We start from the raw sequence: 18,384 nt of genomic DNA on the forward strand, positions 1-18,384 counted from the left end.
TATGGTCTTTTTCCCGGTCAACTGCATCTGTTTTCGGATGCCCGATGCGGGGAACATCGACCCATGGACTCGCTACCGCTCTACCGCCAGCTCGCGGCGCACTACGTGGACGCGATCCACGCCGGTTCGCTCAAGGCCGGCGACAAGCTCCCCTCGCTGCGCAGCCTGATGCGGCTGCACGACATCAGCCTCTCGACCGCGCTGCAGGTGTGCCGCGCCATGGAAAGCGAAGGCTGGGTCGAGGCGCGCGACCGCTCGGGCTACTTCGTGCGCCGTCCGCAGCGCCTGGCCATCGCGGCGATGGAAGAACCCGTGTCCGGCCTGCCGCCCGACCCGGCGCAGTTCGTCAACATGCGCACGCGCATGGCCAACTTCATGGCGCGCGGACGCCTCAACGACGTGAAGCTCAACTTCGCGATCTCGCGCGCAGCCCCCGAGCTCTACCCGGCCGAGGCGCTGCGCAACGCCATGACGCGCGCGCTGCGCCAGCGCCCCGAGCTGCTCACCACGGCCTCCTCGCAAAAGGGCCACGAGCAGTTCCGACAGGTGGTGGCCCAGCGCAACCTGCGCGTGGGCATGACGGTGGCGCCCGACGACGTGCTGGTCACCAACGGCTGCATCGAGGCGCTGAACCTCGCGCTGCGCGCCATCGCCAAGCCCGGCGACACCGTGGCGGTCGAATCGCCCACCTTCTACGGCCTGCTGCAGGTGCTCGAAAGCCTGGGCCTGCGCGGGCTGGAGATTCCCACCAGCCCGCAGACCGGCATCTCGCTGGAAGCGCTCGACCTGGCCATCCACACCTACGACGACATCAAGGCCGTGGTGGTGGTGCCGCACCTGCAGAACCCCATCGGCAGCGTGATGCCCGACGCCCACAAGCAGCGGCTGGTGCAGCTGTGCGAAAGCCACGGCATCGCGCTGGTCGAGGACGACACCTACAGCGACCTGGTGGAAACCGAGGTGCCGCCGCGCGCCATCAAGTCCTGGGACCGCACGGGCAACGTGGTGTATTGCGCCTCGCTGCACAAGGTGCTGGCGCCGGGCCTGCGGCTGGGCTGGATCACGGCCGGGCGCTGGCACGCGCAGGTCGAGATGCTCAAGTACGCGCAGACGCGCAACAACGAGGCGCTGGCGCAGATCGCCGCGGGCGAGATCATTGCCAGCGGCGGCTACGACCGCCACCTGCGCCGCCTGCGCGAACGCCTGCACACGCAGCGCGACCAGACGGCCGACGCCATCGCCCGCTACTTTCCGGCCGGCACCCGGCTGAACCTGCCGCGCGGCGGCTTCCAGCTGTGGGTGGAACTGCCCGAGCGGCTGTCGTCGGTGGCGGTGTTCGAGGCGGCCCTGCGCGAGCACATGCTGGTGGCACCGGGCGCGCAGTTCTCGAACGCCTCGCGCTTCGACCACTACCTGCGCATCAACTGCGGCTGGCCCTTCAGCGAAGCGGTCGATGCGGGGCTGCGGCGGCTCGGGCGGATCGTCGAGGAAGGCTGCGCGGCGCAGAAAAACCAGCCGGCGACCCTGGTCCGGTCGCCGCGCGCTGCAACTCAGTCGAGCAGCGCCAGGGCCGCGTAGTCGCCCACCTTGTCGCCGAGTCCGGCGGGCACCAGCAGCACGCCGCGCGTGAGCGGCGGCAGCTTGCCGTCGACCTGCGCCTGCAGCCGCGGCAGCACGAAGTCGCGGTGGTGCCAGAACACGCTGCCGCCCAGGCTGATGCGCTGCAGGTCGAGCGTGATGACCAGGTTGTAGAGCATGCGACCGATCACGCGGCACAGCGCGTCGGCCTTCTCGAGGGCAGCGGCGTCACCGGCCGCGGCGGCTGTGAACAGATCGGCCGCGGGTTGGCCGAAGCGGTGCGCAATCGAGTTGCCACCCGCCAGCGCTTCCACGTCGCCCAGGTTGCCGCAGCCGCACAGCGCGCCGCTGTCGTCGTCGACCACGAAGCTGTGGCCCGCGTGGCCGGCGTTGCCGTTCTTGCCGCGCAGCGCCTTGCCGTCGACGCACAGGCCCACGCCCACGCCGGTGCTCCAGGTCGCGTAGGCACAGTTGTCGAGCCCCTTCAGCGCGCCCCAGTGGCGCTCGGCCTCGAGCGCGGCCACGGCGTCGTTCTCGACGCGCACGCGGGCGAAGCGGCGCGCCAGCGGCGCCTCGACGATGGCCGTCATCCAGTTGTTGGGCAGCCCGCGCGAGGGGCCGGCGATGCCGCCGCAGATGTTGGGCGTGGCCAGCTCGACCATGCCGTCGTGCAGCTCGAAGGGCCCGGTCGACGACACGCCCACGCGGTCGATGCTGGCCGGGTCGATGCCCTGCTCGGCGCACACCTCGTCGATGAGCCGCAGGATCTGCACCGCCACGGCGTCGTTGTTGCCGGTCTTGGCGGTGGGCTCGCTGCGGCGGCCGATCAGCGGCGCGTCGCTCGAAGCGGAAAGGCTCACGGCGACCTTGGTGCCACCGATGTCTACGCAGGCTCTCATTGCGGGGTTCTCTTCTTTCTCAAGCACTTCTCAGGCATCGCCGCGCCGTGCTCAGAGCAGCCGCGCGACCAGCGCCGCGATCATGCTGAGCACCACCGTGCTCGCGATCGGCAGCTGCCAGTCGCGGCCGAAGGCGCGAAACTCGAAATCGCCGGGCAGCCGTCCGAAGCCGAAGCGGCGCAGCCAGGCGGTCAGGCCGCTCATGAGCACCAGCGCCAGGACGACGACGATCAGCCAGCGGAACATGCAGACAGTCTAGGCGGCCAGTACCGCCAGGGCTTGTCGGTGAAGTTCGGGTGTGGCGGCCGCGATCACGCGCTGGTCGGGATTCAGCCCCAGCGGCCGGCCCTCCCAGTCGGTGACGACGCCGCCGGCGGCTTCGATCAGGCCCGCCGGGCCCAGGAAGTCGTAGGGCTGCAGGCCGGTCTCGACCACGAGGTCGATGGTGCCGCCCGCGAGTTGCGCGTAGCCGTAGCAGTCGCCGCCGAAGCGGCGCATCGCGCACTGGCGGCTCAGGCGGTCGAAGGCGCTCCAGTCGGCCGGCGAGAAGATGTCAGGCGAGGTGGTCACGATGCGGGCCTTGGCGATCTCGGTGCAGCCGCTCACGCGCACGGGCTGGCCGTCGCGCGTCGCGCCCTTGCCGGCCTCGCCGATCCAGCGCTCTTTCAGCACCGGCATGTCGACCATGCCCAGCACCACGCGACCGCCCTGCAGCACGCCGATGAGCGTGCCCCACAACGGCGAGCCGGTGATGAAACTGCGTGTGCCGTCGATCGGATCGAGCACCCAGATGCGGTCGGCGTCGAGCCGCTCGGGGCCGTGCTCCTCGCCGAAGATGCCGTCGACCGGCACGCACGCGCCGAGGATCTCGCGCATGGCCGTTTCGGCGGCGCGGTCGGCCAGCGTGACCGGGCTTTCGTCGGCCTTGGTGATGATGTCCAGCGGCGTGCGGAAGTAGCGCATCGACTGGGCGGCGGCGGCATCGGCCAGCGCACCGGCGATCGCGGAAAGGTCGGGGGCGGAAGAGCTCATGGGAAGGAGAACGCGTGCCAAAAGCTGCGATTAGACCCGAGCCCGCAGCCCTTGCGCCATCGCCGGGGCATTCGTCCGCCCGGCCCCTTCCCCTGCGGGCTAGCGCTGCTGGCCCCAGCGCCGCACGGTGAGCCGCTCCAGTGTGCGAAAGCCCAGGCTTTCCACCAGCAGGCCGATCAGCACCACCAGCGCCAGGCCCGCGAACACGCGGTCGGTGTACAGCTCGTTGCGGTTCTGAAAGATGTACCAGCCCAGCCCGCCCTTGCCCGACGAGGCGCCAAACACCAGCTCCGCCGCGATCAGCGTGCGCCACGCAAAGGCCCAGCCGATCTTCAGCCCCGACAGGATCGACGGCAGCGCGGCCGGCACCAGGATCTGCAGCACGTAGCGCAGCCCCTTCAGCCCGTAGTTGCGCCCCGCCATGCGCAGCGTCTCGGGCACGCCCTGGAAGCCCGCATAGGTGTTGAGCGCCAGCGGCCACAGCACCGAGTGGATCAGCACGAACACCAGGCTGCCCCGGCCCAGCCCGAACCACAGCAGCGCCAGCGGCAGCAGCGCGATCGCGGGCAGCGGGTTGAACATCGAGGTCAGCGTGTCCAGCAGGTCGCGCCCGATGCGCGTGGACACGGCCAGCGTGGTGAGCCCGAAGGCCAGCAGCACGCCCGCGAGGTAGCCCTGCAGCAGCACGGCCAGCGAGATGCGCACCTTCTCGACCAGCTCGCCGCTCGCCAGCCCTTCGACCAATGCACGGGCGGTGGCGGTGAAGGTGGGCAGCAGCAGGTCGTTGTCCTGCCAGCGCGCCGCCAGCTCCCACAGCACGGCGATGACCGCGAGGATCAGGCCCTTGCGCAGCCAGGTGTGCGAGGCGAGGCGCGTGGCCAGCGGCAGCGCGCGTTCGACCGGCAGCTCGGTGAAGGGCTCGAGCGTGCGTTCGTATTCGGGGCGGATGGGTGGCGTCAGGGTGCTCATGGGGTGCCCTGTTCTTCCTCGAACAGCATGTCGTGGATGCGCCGCGCCGTCGCCTGGAAGTCCGCACCGCCCAGGCTGTCCAGCGAGTAACCGTGGCTGTTGAGTTCGGCGCGCATGCGCCCCGGGTGCGGCGACAGCAGCGCCACGCGGTTGCCCACCACCAGCGCCTCCTCGATCGAGTGCGTGACGAACAGCAGCGTGAAGCGCACCTCGTCCCACAGTTCGAGCAGCTCCTGCTGCATGCGGCGGCGCGTGAGCGCGTCGAGCGCGGCAAAGGGCTCGTCCATCAGCAGCACGCGCGGCTGCATCGCCAGCGCCCGCGCGATCGCCACGCGCTGCTTCATGCCGCCCGAGAGCTGGTGCGGGTGCACGTCGGCGAATTTCGAGAGGCCCACCTTGTCCAGGTAGTGCAGCGCGCGCTCAGCCGCTTCCTTGCGCCCCAGCGTGCGCGAGGCGAGCAGCGGGAACATCACGTTCTGCTTCACCGTCTTCCACGGCGGCAGCTGGTCGAACTCCTGGAACACGACGATGCGGTCGGGGCCCGGCTGCGACACGCGCCGGCCGTCGAGCCGGATCTCGCCCTCGACCGGCGGGATGAACCCGGCCACGGCCTTGAGCAACGTGGACTTGCCGCAGCCCGAAGGCCCGAGCAGCACGAAGCGGTCGGCGGCATGCACGTCGAAGCTCACGCGGTGCGTGGCGCGCACCACGCGCTCGGGCGTGCGGTACTCGAGGCTGACGCCGTCGACCTGCAGCAGCGCCTCGTGCACGTACGGCGGTGCCGCGTCGCCCGTGGCCACCACGCCGCGCCGCCGTGCCGGCCGCTGCGGCGCCACGCTGCCGCCGAGGAAGGCCGCGGCGGGCGGCCCCGCCAGGCGCTCGAGCCGGGACAGCATCGCGTCAGTTCCCCGAGGCGGTGTGCGCATCGTCGAAGAAATAGTCCTTCACCGACGCCGGCTTGTTCTTGATCGCTCCCACGCGGTGCATGAACTCCGCGAACACGTAGGTGTTCTGCGGCGCGGTCTTGAACTGCACCTCGGGGTTCTTGATGATCTTCAGCAGCAGCTCGCGGTCGAGCTTGGCGTTGCTCACCTTCAGGTAGATGTCGGCCGCCTTCTCGGGGTTGGCCGTGACGAACTTCGCCGCCTCGTCGAGCGCGTCGACGAACGCCTTGTAGGTCTTGGGGTTCTCGTTGCGGAATTTCTCGGTCGCGTACAGCACCGTGGCCGACGACGGCCCGCCCAGCACCTGGTACGAGTTCAGCACGATGCGCGCGTTCGGATTGCCCGCGAGCTCCTGCTCCTGAAACGGCGGATTGCCGAAGTGCCCCGTGATCTCCGTGCCGCCCTTGATGATCGCCGCCGCCGCGTCGGGGTGCGGCAGCGCCACGCTGATCTTGTCGAGCTTGTTGAACTCCTTGTCGCCCCACAGCTTGGCCGACGCGATCTGCAGCACCCGCGACTGCACCGACACGCCCACGGCCGGCAGCGCGATGCGGTCCTTGTCCGTGAAGTCGGCGATCGACTTCACGTTCGGGTTGTTGCTCACCAGGTAGTACGGGAAGTTGCCCAGCGAGGCCACGCCCTTCACGTTCTGCTTGCCCTTGGTGCGGTCCCACAGCGTGAGCAGCGGCCCCACGCCGGCGCCCGCGATCTCGATGTTGCCCGACAGCAGCGCATCGTTCACCGCCGACCCGCCCGAGAGCTTGACCCATTCCACCTTCGCATCGACCCCCGCGGCCTTCGCGTGCTTCTCGATCAGCTTCTGCTCCTGCGCCACGTTGAGCAGCAGGTAGACGATGCCGAACTGCTCGGCGATGCGGATCTGCCCTTCGGCGTGCGCGGCCAGGCTGCCGGCGAGAAGGCCGAGGCCGGTGACGAGCGCGGCGGCGCGGCGGGTGAAGCTGTTCATTGGAAAGTCCGGAAAAGGGAAAGAAAAGAAATCAGAACGGCGTGTCGCCCACGATGGTGGTGCGGTTGAGCCGGCGGCGCAGGTGATCGGGCGTGCCTGCCGCGAGGTGCATCAGCGAGCGGTTGTCCCAGAACACCAGGTCGTGCGGCGCCCACGTGTGGCGGTACACGAACTCGGGCTTCACGCTGTGCGCGAACAGCTCGGCCAGCAGCGCGTCGCTCTCGCCTTGCGGCAGGCCGACGATGCGCGTCGTGAAGTGCTCGCTGACGAACAGCGCCTTGCGCCCCGTCTCCGGGTGCGTGCGCACCACAGGCTGCACGGCGGGTGCAACCTGGTCGATCTGCGCTTGCGAGAGCTTGGGCCGCCACGGATTCTTCGCACGCAGCTCCTCGTACTTCGCGAGGTAGCTGTGCTCGGCCTTCAGCGGCAGGATGCGCTGCTGCAGCTCGGCAGGCAGCGCCTCCCACGCCAGGTGCTGGTCGGCAAACAGCGTGTCGCCGCCTTCACTCGGCAGCTCTTGCGCGTGCAGCAGCGAGCCCAGACTGGGGTTGGGCTTATACGAAATGTCGGAGTGCCAGTACACGCCCGCGTCGCCGAGACCGATCGGCTCGCCGTTCTCCTTGATGTTCGAGACGATCAGGATCTCGGGGTGGTTCTTCAGCTGGAACTGGTGCAGCACGTGGATCTCGAGCGGCCCGAAGCGGCGGCTGAAGTCGATGTGCTGCGCGGGCGTGATGCGCTGGTCGCGAAAGACCAGCACGTGGTGGTCCAGGTGCGCGCGGTGAATGCGTTGGAAGTCGGCGGCGTTGATCGGCTCAGCGATGTCGAGCCCGACGATCTCCGCACCGACAGGCGCATCGAAAGGCCGCACCTCGAAGGGCTGCGCCGGGGCCTCGGCAGTGGAGGTTGCACGGGAAAGAACGGCAGTCATGCCGCGAATGTAGAAGCGCGCCCTCCATTCCCCAACGAAGTCTTTGTTGCTTGCTTATGACCAAGTCTTTCCGTTGAAAGCACAAGCCCCGGGCCGAGCGAAGCGACGGCCCGCCCGGTATCCAAGCCCCTCTGGCTGCGCCGAGGAGCGCAGCGTTTCGCGGATCAGGGCTCGCCGTTGTTTGAGCGAAGCGAGTTTGGGCGAGACCCCGCGAAACGCGAGCACCGCAGGTTGCCCGCAGCGAAGCGGAGGGACGCAGACAGTGGGGTCGCCTTTTCTTTGCTTACTTTCTTTTGGCGAAGCAAAAGAAAGTGAGTCGCCCGCCGGGGCGAGACCCGGCCCCGGGAAACAAACAAGACCTCAGAGCGTGTGACTCCGATCCCCTTCAGAGAACCCGACGGCGTCCCAAGGTTCGCCCACAGCAAACCCCACCACCTTGAACAACTCCCCCATCTCATGCTCATGAATCAACCGAGCCGCCATCCCCCGCTGCGCCACAGTCCCCCGCTCCATCCGCCTCAAGATCCCGCAGTTCAAAAGAAACCGCGCCTGGCTCGTATAGCCGAGCACAGCAAGCCCCGCCTCCTGCCCCGCCACCGCAATCCCCGTGAAGTCCACATGCGCCGTGATGTCCTTGTACCCCACCTCCGAAAGAGGATCGCCATCCGCCTGGTGCCCCCGATGGCACATCACCGTCCCCATGTGCCGCTGCGGGTGGTAGTACTCGCCCTCGGGAAACCCGTAGTCGATGAGAAAGGCCGCCCCCTTCCCGAGCCGATCCGCCAGCGTCGCAATGAACGCCTGCGCCTGCGGATGCACCTCCGTGAGGTAGTCATGCACCCCAGGCACCTCGACCGGCGGCCGAAGATCCGTCGGCCGATCCGCCCACGTCCACCCATCCCCCGCCGGATTCCTCACCACCCCCCGCTCGAACCAGGCCCCCTTCACCCGCGCCAGCAACTGCACCGGCATCGCGTCGAGCACCTCATTACCGACCACCACGCCCGCCATGGACTCAGGCAGCTCCCCGAGCCACTCGACCCGCCCCGCATACCCCGCCAGCGCCTGCTGCTGCCGCTCGCGCAAGGTGCCCGACAGATCGACGATGCGGTAGCGCACGTCGCTACGCCCCATCTCGCCCAGCGCATGCAGCAGCTGCACCGCCAGCGCCCCCGAGCCCGCACCGAACTCCCACACGGTGTCGGTGCCCGTCTTCTCCAGCGCCTCGAGCACCTGCACCGCGAGCGTGTGGCCGAACATCGGCGTCAGCTCGGGCGCGGTCACGAAGTCGCTGCCGGACGAGGGCATGTGGCCGAACTTGGCCGAAGTGTTGGCGTAATAGCCCAGCCCCGGCGCATACAGGGCCAGGGCCATGAAGCGGTCGAAGCCGATCCATCCGCCCGCGCGCTCGACGGAGCGGGCAATCAGATGGTCGAGGGCGATGGGTAAACTGTTTGTCGTTGGCGTCGTCACGGCGCCATTGTCCTCTTCCTGTCTTCTGTCTTCTTCCTCCGAATGAGCGCCATCCCACCCACCTCCCCCGATCGCCGCCGCACCGTCCTCGTCACGGGCGCGGGCCGCCGGCTGGGCCGCGAGATCGCGCTGGCGCTCGCCGCGGGCGGCTGGCAGGTGGCGGTGCACTACCGCAGCTCGCGCGCCGAGGCCGAGCAGACCGTGGCCGACTGCGCCGCGCGCTCGGGCGACTCGGCGCTGTTCGAGGCCGACCTGGCCGACGAGCAGGCCACGCGCGCCCTGCTGCCGCGCGTGGCGGCACGCTTTCGTGCCGTCGATGCCGTGGTGCACAGCGCCGCCCTCTTCGAACACGACGACGCCGCCAGCTTCAGCTACGCGCTCATGGAGCGCCACGCGCGCAGCAACACCGGCGCGGCCATCCTGCTGGCGCAGGCGCTGCACGACCACCTGGCCCGGCGCGACGCGCACGGCGGCGCCGTGGTGCACCTGCTCGACCAGAAGCTGTGGAACCCGAACCCCGACTTCCTGAGCTACACGCTCTCCAAGGCCGCACTCGAAGCCGCCACTCCCATGCTCGCGCTGGCGCTCGCGCCGCGCGTGCGCGTGGTGGGCGTGGCGCCCGGCCTCACGCTGGCGAGCCACATGCTCGACGACGACAAGTTCGCGCAGCTGCACAAGCTGTCGCCGCTGGGCCGCTCGTCCACATCGGACGACGTGGCCGCCACCGTGAAGTTCGCGCTGGAAAACAGCTCGATCACCGGCACCACGCTGCTCGTCGACGGCGGCCAGCACCTCATGAAATTCGAGCGCGACTTCTCGCTCATGTGACGAGCACCACCACCATGTCCACGAACACACCGCACGGCCACCAGACACTCACCCTCCAGGGCCTGCGCTTCGACGCCAACCTGGGCATCCTGGAGCAGGAAAAGACCGCGCCGCAGCCGATCCTGGTGGACGCCGAGCTCAACCTCGGCCCGCAGCCGCTGCTGCCGCAGGACGACGACATCTTCCACGTGCTGGACTACCGCAAGGTGCGCCGCATCATCATCGACGAGTGCACCGCCGAGCACGTCAACCTGCTCGAAAGCCTGATCGGCAAGCTCGCGCAGCGCCTGCTGCAACTGCCCGGCGTGCGGGGCGTGCGCGTGAAGATCGCCAAGCTCGAAATCTTCGACGACTGCGAAGTCGCCATCCGCATCGAAGCCGGGGAATGGTGATCCAAGGCAAAATCGGGGGTCTTTCCCCCGATTTGCCCGAAGTAGCCCCCCAATGAACGCCGTCTGGATCGACGATACGCCCGAAGCCGGTGCGCCCTCCAACTCGCTGAAGATCGAACGCGAGACGCACAAGCTCGAGAAGCGCCTGTGCCGCCAGGTCGGCCAGGCCATCGTCGACTACAACATGATCGAAGAGGGCGACAAGGTCATGGTGTGCGTCTCGGGCGGCAAGGACAGCTACGCGCTGCTCGACATCCTGCTCAAGATGAAGGCGCGCGCGCCCATCCACTTCGACATCGTCGCGGTCAACCTCGACCAGAAGCAGCCCGGCTTCCCCGAAGAGGTGCTGCCCAAGTACCTGAGCGAGCTCGGCGTGGCCTTCCACATCGAGAACCAGGACACCTACAGCATCGTCAAGCGCGTCATTCCCGAGGGCAAGACCACCTGCGGCCTGTGCAGCCGGCTGCGCCGCGGCATCCTGTACCGCGTGGCCGACGAGCTGGGCGCCACCAAGGTCGCGCTGGGCCACCACCGCGACGACATGCTGCAGACCTTCTTCCTCAACATGTTCTTCGGCGGCAAGCTCAAGAGCATGCCGCCCAAGCTGGTGAGCGACGACGGCAAGCACATCGTGATCCGCCCGCTGGCCTACGTGGCCGAAAAAGACACCGTGCGCTGGGCGCAGCACCGCGAGTTCCCGATCATTCCCTGCACGCTGTGCGGCAGCCAGGAGAACCTGCAGCGCAAGCAGGTCGGCGAGATGCTGCGCGAGTGGGACAAGAAGTACCCCGGCCGCGTGGAAAACATGTTCACCGCGCTGCAGAACGTCGTGCCTTCGCACCTGCTGGACGGAACGCTGCACGACTTCCAGGGTCTGAAGGCGACGGGCGTGGCCGACGAGAACGGCGACAAGGCCTTCGACACGCCCGCTTTCGACCTGCTCTCCCAGGCACCCTCGGCCCTGCGCATCGTCCAGGGCTGACTCGGGCAACCCAGGGGACTTTGAGGGCCGCAGGCCCGGAGACCCTTATGTATCGTGCGTTTTCAGCTCTATTTTTGGTAGCAACCCTGAGCGGCTGCGCCACCTCCTGGGTGGTCGACAGCAACGTCAAGAGCTTTGCCACGCCGGGCGCGACCGTGCCGCCCGGCGCCACCTACCGCTTCGAGCGCCTGCCTTCGCAGCAGGCCGACACGGCGCGCCAGGAAGGCCTGGAGGCCATGGCCGCGGCCGCGCTCGACAAGGTCGGCCTGCGCCGCGACGACACAAGGCCGCAGTACACGGCGCAGATCGGCGCGCGCGTCACGGCGGCGCTGTCGCCCTGGGCCGATCCGTGGCTGTACGGGCCCGGCCCCTGGGGCTACGGCTACGGCGGCTACTACGGCCACCGCTGGTATGGCAGCGGCTGGTACGGCGGCCCGATGTTCACGCCGCCGGCCAACCCCTGGTACCAGCGCGAGGTGAGCCTCGTGCTGCGCGAGGCGGGTGGCAGCCACCGCGTGGTGTACGAGACCCGCGCGCGCAACGACGGCCCCTACAGCTCGAGCGCGGCGATCCTGCCGGTGATGTTCGAGGCCGCATTGCAGGGCTTTCCGAACCCGCCGCCCGGCGAGCGCCGCGTGAACATCGAGCTCGCGCCGGCCGCCAAAAAATGACGCACTTCTAGAATTCGGACGGATGGAAGCCAATCTCACCCGCCTGATCGCCGTGCGCCACGGCGAAACCGCCTGGAACGTCGACACCCGCATCCAGGGCCACCTCGACATCGGCCTCAATGCCACCGGCCTCTGGCAGGCGCAGCGCGCCGGGCAGGCGCTGGCCGACGAGCCGGTCGCGGCGGTCTATGCCAGCGACCTCTCGCGCGCCTGGCAGACCGCCCAGGCCATCGCCGAGCCCCACGGCCTCGAGGTGCAGCCCGACCTGGGCCTGCGCGAGCGCGCCTTCGGCCGCTTCGAGGGCATGAGCTTCGCCGAGATCGAGGCCACGCTGCCCGAGGACGCGCGCCGCTGGCGCGAGCGCGACCCCGAGTTCGAGCCCGAAGGCGGCGGCGAGAGCCTGCTGACCTTTCGCGACCGCGTGACCGGCACCGCCTCGGCCATCGCCGCGCGCCACCCGGGCCAGCTCGTGGTGCTGGTGGCCCACGGCGGCGTGATGGACGTGCTCTACCGCGCCGCCACGCGCCAGGAGCTGCAGGCGCCGCGCACCTGGCAGCTCGGCAACGCGGCCATCAACCGCATGCTGTGGACGCCCGAGGGCTTCAGCCTCGTCGGCTGGAGCGACATCGCGCACCTGGCGACGGACGCGCCGCTGGACGAGACCACGACCTAGTGGGGTGAGCCGCTTGCCTTTCTTCGCCCCGGGCAAGACGCTCCCATGAAAAGAACGAACCCCACGCCCTCGGCGTACGCCAGCTGGGACGCCTCCCAGTCGCTGTCCGCGCCCTGGATCGACGCCACGCACCTGGGAAGCTTCGTCACCCTGGAGGCCGGCGACACCATTGCGCGCGAAGGCGAACGGCACGATTACTTCTATCTCTTGCGATCGGGCTTCGTGCATTCCACGATCCACCGAAGCAACGGCTCGGAGTTCCTGCTCGAGATCTTCGGGCCGGGCGCGATCTTCGGCGAAGGCCCGGCGTTTGCCGACAGCCCCCGGCCGACGACGACCCGGGCGGTTGCGCCGGCCGTTCTCAGCCGCTATCGACCGGCAGATGTTGCGCAGCAGTTTTCGGCGCTGCCCGAGCTCGCGACCTCGTTGATCCAGCTGCTCGGCTTCAAGAACCACATGATCGTCGCCAAGCTCGCCGGGGTGGCCTCGGCGGCGCCCAAGGAGCGGGTCATCGACTTGCTGCTGCGGGTGGCGCGCCCGCCATCGGCGCAGGCACCGAAACAACTCACCGTGGACCTGACGCACGAGCAGATCGGCGCCATGACAGCCCTGAGCCGCGTCACCGTCACACGCACGTTGAATTCGCTGGCGAGAGAAGGGCTCATTGAAACGCGGGCCCGGCAGGTCGCCATCCCGAATGCGCCGGCTCTGCATCGTTTCCGCGACGCGACACCGTAAGGAAAAAGCCCGCTTCCTGTATCGCTGGATACCGTCGACACCCTCATCCCCTCGCGATCATTCATCCCGTCACACACATGGGAAGAGCAGCGGCGGAGGGAATGGAGAGAGCCGTTGAGGAGAGAGGCCGGAGCGCCTTCAATGGGCGATGGTCCGGGTGTGGCGTAACGCTGGACTGCACAAGTCCTTCCTGGCCGGGTGGCTCACGCTCATCGCCATCCGGCATCTTTTGAATCGCCGTCAGGCGCGTGATTTGAATCGCCCTCAGGCGTGCGAGGCCGCGTGCCCCGCCGCAGCCTCGGCCTTCGCCTCGCCCGGCAGCTCCACCATCGGCCCGCTTCCGCTGTAGCGGTCGAGCGCCAGGTAGATCGCGGGCGTGATGTACAGCGTGATCACCTGCGAGAAGATCAGCCCGCCCACCACCGCCACGCCCAGTGGCTGGCGCAGCTCGGCGCCGGCGCCCAGGCCCAGCGCGAGCGGTAGCGCGCCCATCAGCGCGGCCAGCGTGGTCATCAGGATCGGGCGGAAGCGCAGCCGGCAGGCTTCGCGGATCGCGTCGACCGGCTTCATGCCTTCGGTGCGCTGCGCGTCGAGGGCGAAGTCGATCATCATGATCGCGTTCTTCTTCACGATGCCGATCAAGAGCAGGATGCCGATGGTCGCGATCAGCGTGAGGTCGAAGCCGAAGAGCTTCAGCGAGATGAGCGCCCCCACCGCCGCCGAAGGCAGGCCCGCCAGAATGGTGAAGGGGTGGATGTAGCTCTCGTACAGCACGCCCAGCAGCACGTAGATGACCAGCACCGCGAGCACCAGCAGCACGGCCTGGCTCGACTGCGAACTCTGGAACACCGCCGCGTCGCCGCCGTAGGTCGTGATGATCGACTGCGGCATCTTCAGCTCGTCCTTGAAGCGGTCGATCTTCGCGGTGGCGTTGCCCAGCGGCACGTCGGGGCCGAGGTTGAACGACACCGTCACCGCCTGCAGCTGGCCCTGGTGGTTGACCGAGGTCGGCCCCACGGTGCGCTTGACGGTCGAGAAGGCCGACAGCGGCACCAGCTTGCCGGTGGTGCTGCGCACCGACAGGCGCGCCACGTCTTCCTCGAACTGGCGGTCGCTGTCGGCCGCCGACAGGATCACCTGGTAGGTGTTGCTGGCGCCGTAGATGCTGCCGATCTGGCGGTCGCCGTACGCGTTGTACAGCGCGGTGCGCAGGTCGCCCACGGCCACGCCGAGCACGCCGGCCTTGTCGCGGTCGATCTCCAGCGTGGCCTGCAGGCCGCGGTTCTGCGAGTCGCTGGTCACGTCGCGGAAGTCGGGGTCGGCGCGCATGCGCTCCATGAGCTTCGTCGACCACGGCACCATCTCGCCGGCGTTCACGCTCTGCAGCGTGTACTGGAAGCGCGCCTTGCTCTGGCGCCCGCCCAGGCGCAGGTTCTGCACCGGCTGCATGTAGACGGCAATGCCCGGGATCTCGCGGAAGCGCTGGCGCAGCGACTCGAGCACCTTGGCCATCTTGGGGCGCTCGCTGCGCGGCTTGAGCACCGCGAACAGCCGGCCCGAGTTCTGCGTGGCGGTCGGGCCGCCCACGCCGACGAAGGAGCTCACGTAGTCCACGCTCGGGTCGGCCTTGAGCGCGGCGGCCACGCGGTCCTGCAGCGCCTTCATGGCGGTGAACGAAATGTCTTCGGCCGCCTCGGTGGTGATCTGGATCTGGCCGATGTCTTCCTCGGGGAAGAAGCCCTTGGGAATGCTGACGAAGAGCCAGGCCGTGACCACGAAGGTCAGCCCCGCCATGACCAGCATCAGCGCGCGGTGCCCGAGCGTCCAGTCGAGCGTGCGCATGTAGCCGCCGTGCACCGCGCGGTAGCCGCGCTCGAAGGCACGGCCGATCGCCGTGCCGGGCTCGGGGTGCTCTTCCTCGTGGTCGAGCGCGCCGGCCTTGCGCGGCACGTGCTTGAGCAGCCGGCTCGCGAGCATGGGCACGAGCGTGAGCGACACCACGGCCGACACCAGCACGGCCAGTGCCACCACCACGGCGAACTCGTGGAACAAGAGGCCGATCACGCCCGGCATGAAGAAGATCGGGATGAACACGGCCACCAGCGAGATCGAGATCGACACGATGGTGAAGCCCACCTCGCGCGCGCCGCGCAGCGCGGCGGCCATCGGCTCCATGCCCTTCTCGACGTAGCGCATGATGTTCTCGAGCACCACGATGGCGTCATCCACCACCAGGCCCACCGCCAGCGTGATGCCCAGCAGCGAGACGTTGTCCAGGCTGTAGCCGAAGGCATACAGCAGCGCCACGGCGCCGATCAGCGAGATCGGGATGGTGGCCGCCGGAATCAGCGTGGCCACCAGCCGGTGCAGGAACAGGAAGATCACCAGCACCACCAGCGCGATGGTGCCCAGCAGCGTGAGCTGCACGTCATGCACCGCCTCGCGGATGGAGATCGAGCGGTCGTTGACCATCTGGATCTCGACCGACTGCGGCAGCTCGGCCTTGAAGCGCGGGATGAGCGCGCGCACCGCGTCCACCACCTGCACGGTGTTGGCGTTGGGCTGGCGCTGCACGGCCAGCGAAATCGAGTCTTGCCCGTTGAAGCTGCTGGCGGTCTTGACCGACTCGAAGCTGTCTTCGAGCGTGGCCACTTCGTCCAGCCGCACCGGCGCGCCGTTGCGCTGCGCGATGATCAGCTTGGCGAAATCGGCCGCCTTCATGAGCTGGCGGTTGGCCTGGATCGTGAGCGTCTGGCGCGGGCCGTCGAGCGTGCCGACCGGCGTGTTGGCGTTGGCCGAGTTCACGGCCTTGGCCAGTTCGTCGAGCGTGATGTTGCGCGCATTGAGCAGGTCGGCGTTGGCCTTGATGCGCACCGCGAAGGCCTTGCGCCCGTACACGCCCACCTGCGCCACGCCGTCGATGGTCGAGAGCGTGGGCGAAATGAGGTTCTCGGCGTAGTCGTTGAGCTCCGACGGGTTCATCGACGGCGAGATCAGCGCGATGAACAGCACCGGCGCGTCGGCCGGGTTCACCTTGCGGTACGAAGGCAGCTGCGTGAGTTCTTGCGGCAGCTGGCGCTGGGCGCGCAGCAGCGCGGCCTGCACGTCGACGGCGGCGGCGTCGATGTCGCGGCTGCTGACGAATTCGAGCGTGAGCGAGCTCACGCCCTGGGTGTTCACCGAGCTGATGGTCTGCAGGCCGGGGATGGTCGAGAACTGCTTTTCGAGCGGCAGCGCGACCGAACTCGCCATGGTGTCGGGGCTGGCGCCCGGCAGCTGCGCGTTGACGTTGATGACCGGCGTGTTGTAGCTCGGCAGCGCCGCGACCGGGATGCTGAAGTACGCAAAGATGCCGATGACCACGACGGCCGCCGACAGCAGCACCGTCATCGCCGGACGGCGGATGCAGAGCTCTGAAATGTTCATGCGCGTTCTCGTGCCGGCTGAACATCCGACGAAGCGGCGCTGCCGGGCGTGACACCCGTGGTGCCGTTGGCGGGTGCACCGCCCGGCCCGGCCGGTGCCTTCACGTCGATGCGCACCTTGCCGCCCGGGCGCACGTTCTGGCTGCCTTCGATCACGACCTGCTCGCCGGGCGTCACGCCGCTCACGGCCACCTTGGTGCCGAAGGTGTGCAGCACCTTGACCTGGCGGCGCGCCGCGTTGCGCTCGGCATCGACCACGTACAGCGTGGCACCGTCGGACAGCATCATGAGCGCCGCAGCCGGCACCACCGTGACGCCGTCGAACATGCGCACCGTGATGCGCGTGTTGACGAACTGGCCGGGCCACAGGCTCTGGTCCGCGTTGGCGAACACCGCCTTGGCGCGCACGGTGCCGATCTGCGGATCGACCGTGTTGTCGACGAAGTCGAGCGTGCCGAACAGCGGCTCGCGCCGGCCCGTGACCAGCGCCTCGACCTTGGCGCGCGTGCGCGCCGCGGCCAGCAGGTCCTGCAGGTTGCCTTCGGGCACGGGGAAGCTCACGGCGATGGGGTCGAGCTGGGTGATGGTGACCAGCGACAGCGTGGGTTGCACCAGCGTACCCGGGTAGATGTTGACGGCGCCGATGCGCCCCGCGATGGGCGCGCGCAGCGTGGCGTAGCCCAGCGCCACCTGCGCCGACTGCACGGCCGCGCGGTCGGCCGCGACGGCGGCGCGCTGCGCCTGGAGCTGCGACAGCGTGGCGTCGGCCGCGCTCTTGGCAATGAAGTTCTGCGCCACAAGGTCCTGGCTGCGCTTGTACTGGCGCTCCAGGTCGGCCATGGTGGCCTCGTCCTTCTGCTGCTGGGCCCGGGCGCGCGCCAGGTTGGCCTGGTCGTTGCGGTCGTCGAGCGTGAAGAGCAATTGCCCTTCCTTCACGAACTGGCCTTCCTTGACGTGCACCGCGCTCACGGTGTTGGTGACCTGCGGACGCAGGTCGACGCTGTTGAGCGAGACCACGCTGCCGTTGACCTGCACCGTGACCGGCACGTCCTGCTTCTCGGCCGTGGCCAGCGTGACCAGCGCGGCGGGAGGCCCGGCGTTCGCGGACTTGGCGTCTTTCGCGGCCGGCCGATCGCCCGACATGCGCCACCAGCCGACTGCGACGGCTACGATCAACACGCCCGCGAGGGCGAAGGCGGCAGATTTCTTCATGGGTTCTTGTGCACTTTGGGCTGACAGCAGCTATTGGAGCAGTGGCCGACGCACGGTGTTCACGGGCGCCGTAAAGAAATGTAAAGCAGGCCGACGCAAAGCCCCCGCACCACCCGCTGCACCCGGTATGAGGGAAAACACCCCCTCGCTAAAATCGCCGGTCCACAGCCTCTGGATATACCCCATGAACCGCTGCAAGACACCCACGAAAACGCTCACTTCCCTCGCTATCTGCGCCGCCCTTGCCGGCGCCGCCGGTCTTTTCTCCCTCCAGGCCAGCGCCCAGGACGAGGTGCCCCGTCCGCAGACCCAGAACGAGTCGCTCAACGGCGGGCGCAACTTCCCCATCGGCACGCTGCGCGGCAAGTTCATGGTGACCAGCGCCCCCGACGTCGAACTCGACGGCCGGGCCGACCGCCTGGGCGCCGGCGCGCGCATCCGCAGCCCGCAGAACATGCTGGTGATGCCCGGCGCGATCATCGGCCAGAAGTACCTCGTGAACTACACGCGCGACGCCGCCGGGCTGCTGCGCGAGGTCTGGATCCTGACGCCCGACGAGGCCATGGCCAGCCGCGAATCGCTGAACAAGCCGTTCCTGAACATCTGGCCGTTCGTCTCGAACGACACGCTGAACACGCAGTAACGCGGCCGGGCCGCAAGCAAGCAAAAA

At 68.6% G+C, this 18,384-nt stretch carries 18 protein-coding genes; 8 read left to right on the forward strand and 10 right to left on the reverse strand.

The features are described from left to right. Nucleotides 1–63 precede the first annotated feature (63 nt). A complete protein-coding gene (locus ACAM52_RS23785; protein WP_159278525.1) occupies nt 64–1,578 on the forward strand; it encodes a PLP-dependent aminotransferase family protein in 1,515 nt (504 codons plus the stop codon). Here ACAM52_RS23785 and ACAM52_RS23790 read toward each other — a convergent pair. The 8 genes from ACAM52_RS23790 to ACAM52_RS23825 form a co-directional block, all read right to left on the reverse strand. Further along, nucleotides 1,551–2,477 carry an ROK family protein gene (locus tag ACAM52_RS23790; RefSeq protein ID WP_307583105.1) on the reverse strand — a complete coding sequence of 309 codons (927 nt, stop codon included), beginning with the start codon at nt 2,475–2,477 and terminating at the stop codon, nt 1,551–1,553. The two genes, ACAM52_RS23785 and ACAM52_RS23790, sit on opposite strands and share 28 nt — an antisense overlap. A gap of 51 nt (nt 2,478–2,528) precedes the next feature. After that, nucleotides 2,529–2,723 (reverse strand): DUF2905 domain-containing protein, encoded by a 195-nt coding sequence (locus ACAM52_RS23795; protein ID WP_056575522.1) that lies wholly within the window; start codon nt 2,721–2,723, stop codon nt 2,529–2,531. A gap of 9 nt (nt 2,724–2,732) precedes the next feature. Beyond that, nucleotides 2,733–3,509, reverse strand: coding sequence for a histidinol-phosphatase (gene hisN, locus ACAM52_RS23800; RefSeq protein WP_369644728.1), 777 nt, complete (start codon nt 3,507–3,509; stop codon nt 2,733–2,735). Nucleotides 3,510–3,608: 99 nt separating this feature from the next. Continuing rightward, on the reverse strand, nt 3,609–4,478 hold the full coding sequence (locus ACAM52_RS23805) for an ABC transporter permease (protein WP_369644729.1): 870 nt from the start codon (nt 4,476–4,478) through the stop codon (nt 3,609–3,611). Continuing rightward, entirely contained in the window at nt 4,475–5,278 is an 804-nt protein-coding gene (locus ACAM52_RS23810) for an ABC transporter ATP-binding protein (RefSeq protein WP_206167877.1), read from the reverse strand. The genes ACAM52_RS23805 and ACAM52_RS23810 overlap by 4 nt, the downstream gene beginning before the upstream one ends. 100 nt (nt 5,279–5,378) lie before the next feature. Then, nucleotides 5,379–6,389 (reverse strand): ABC transporter substrate-binding protein, encoded by a 1,011-nt coding sequence (locus ACAM52_RS23815; RefSeq protein ID WP_369644730.1) that lies wholly within the window; start codon nt 6,387–6,389, stop codon nt 5,379–5,381. 31 nt (nt 6,390–6,420) lie between these two features. Continuing rightward, a complete protein-coding gene (locus tag ACAM52_RS23820; protein WP_369644731.1) occupies nt 6,421–7,320 on the reverse strand; it encodes a TauD/TfdA dioxygenase family protein in 900 nt (299 codons plus the stop codon). A 360-nt stretch (nt 7,321–7,680) separates the two neighbouring features. Next, entirely contained in the window at nt 7,681–8,793 is a 1,113-nt protein-coding gene (locus ACAM52_RS23825; RefSeq protein ID WP_369644732.1) for a class I SAM-dependent methyltransferase, read from the reverse strand. A gap of 42 nt (nt 8,794–8,835) precedes the next feature. Between ACAM52_RS23825 and ACAM52_RS23830 the strand changes: the two genes are divergently transcribed. Genes ACAM52_RS23830 through ACAM52_RS23855 form a run of 6 tightly spaced genes read left to right on the forward strand, consistent with a single transcriptional unit; the run spans nt 8,836 to nt 13,077 of the window. Next, nucleotides 8,836–9,621, forward strand: coding sequence for an SDR family oxidoreductase (locus tag ACAM52_RS23830; protein WP_369644733.1), 786 nt, complete (start codon nt 8,836–8,838; stop codon nt 9,619–9,621). A 14-nt stretch (nt 9,622–9,635) separates the two neighbouring features. After that, nucleotides 9,636–10,013: a dihydroneopterin aldolase gene (locus tag ACAM52_RS23835; protein WP_056576172.1), complete on the forward strand. Its 378-nt coding sequence runs from the start codon at nt 9,636–9,638 to the stop codon at nt 10,011–10,013. A gap of 52 nt (nt 10,014–10,065) precedes the next feature. Beyond that, entirely contained in the window at nt 10,066–10,995 is a 930-nt protein-coding gene (gene ttcA / locus ACAM52_RS23840; RefSeq protein ID WP_062477895.1) for a tRNA 2-thiocytidine(32) synthetase TtcA, read from the forward strand. Nucleotides 10,996–11,042: 47 nt separating this feature from the next. Further along, entirely contained in the window at nt 11,043–11,666 is a 624-nt protein-coding gene (locus ACAM52_RS23845; protein ID WP_369644734.1) for a DUF4136 domain-containing protein, read from the forward strand. Nucleotides 11,667–11,688: 22 nt separating this feature from the next. After that, the gene (locus ACAM52_RS23850; protein WP_159273898.1) at nt 11,689–12,339 is read left to right on the forward strand and encodes a histidine phosphatase family protein; all 651 of its coding nucleotides are present in this window, start codon (nt 11,689–11,691) and stop codon (nt 12,337–12,339) included. 45 nt (nt 12,340–12,384) lie between these two features. Beyond that, nucleotides 12,385–13,077 (forward strand): Crp/Fnr family transcriptional regulator, encoded by a 693-nt coding sequence (locus ACAM52_RS23855; protein WP_369644735.1) that lies wholly within the window; start codon nt 12,385–12,387, stop codon nt 13,075–13,077. 264 nt (nt 13,078–13,341) lie between these two features. Here the strand turns inward: ACAM52_RS23855 and ACAM52_RS23860 are convergent, their stop codons facing one another. Together ACAM52_RS23860 and ACAM52_RS23865 are read right to left on the reverse strand one after the other, a co-directional pair. Beyond that, on the reverse strand, nt 13,342–16,503 hold the full coding sequence (locus tag ACAM52_RS23860; protein WP_369644736.1) for an efflux RND transporter permease subunit: 3,162 nt from the start codon (nt 16,501–16,503) through the stop codon (nt 13,342–13,344). Next, complete coding sequence (locus ACAM52_RS23865) at nt 16,500–17,645, reverse strand: efflux RND transporter periplasmic adaptor subunit (RefSeq protein ID WP_369647773.1); 1,146 nt, start codon at nt 17,643–17,645, stop codon at nt 16,500–16,502. Before ACAM52_RS23865 ends, ACAM52_RS23860 begins: the two co-directional genes overlap by 4 nt. Nucleotides 17,646–17,898: 253 nt before the next feature. Here ACAM52_RS23865 and ACAM52_RS23870 point away from each other — a divergent pair, with 253 nt between their 5' ends. After that, nucleotides 17,899–18,357 (forward strand): hypothetical protein, encoded by a 459-nt coding sequence (locus tag ACAM52_RS23870; RefSeq protein ID WP_159273895.1) that lies wholly within the window; start codon nt 17,899–17,901, stop codon nt 18,355–18,357. The last annotated feature ends 27 nt before the right edge of the window (nt 18,358–18,384 follow it).

This window comes from Variovorax sp. V118, assembly GCF_041154445.1.
Taxonomy (GTDB): Bacteria; Pseudomonadota; Gammaproteobacteria; order Burkholderiales; family Burkholderiaceae_C; genus Variovorax; species Variovorax boronicumulans.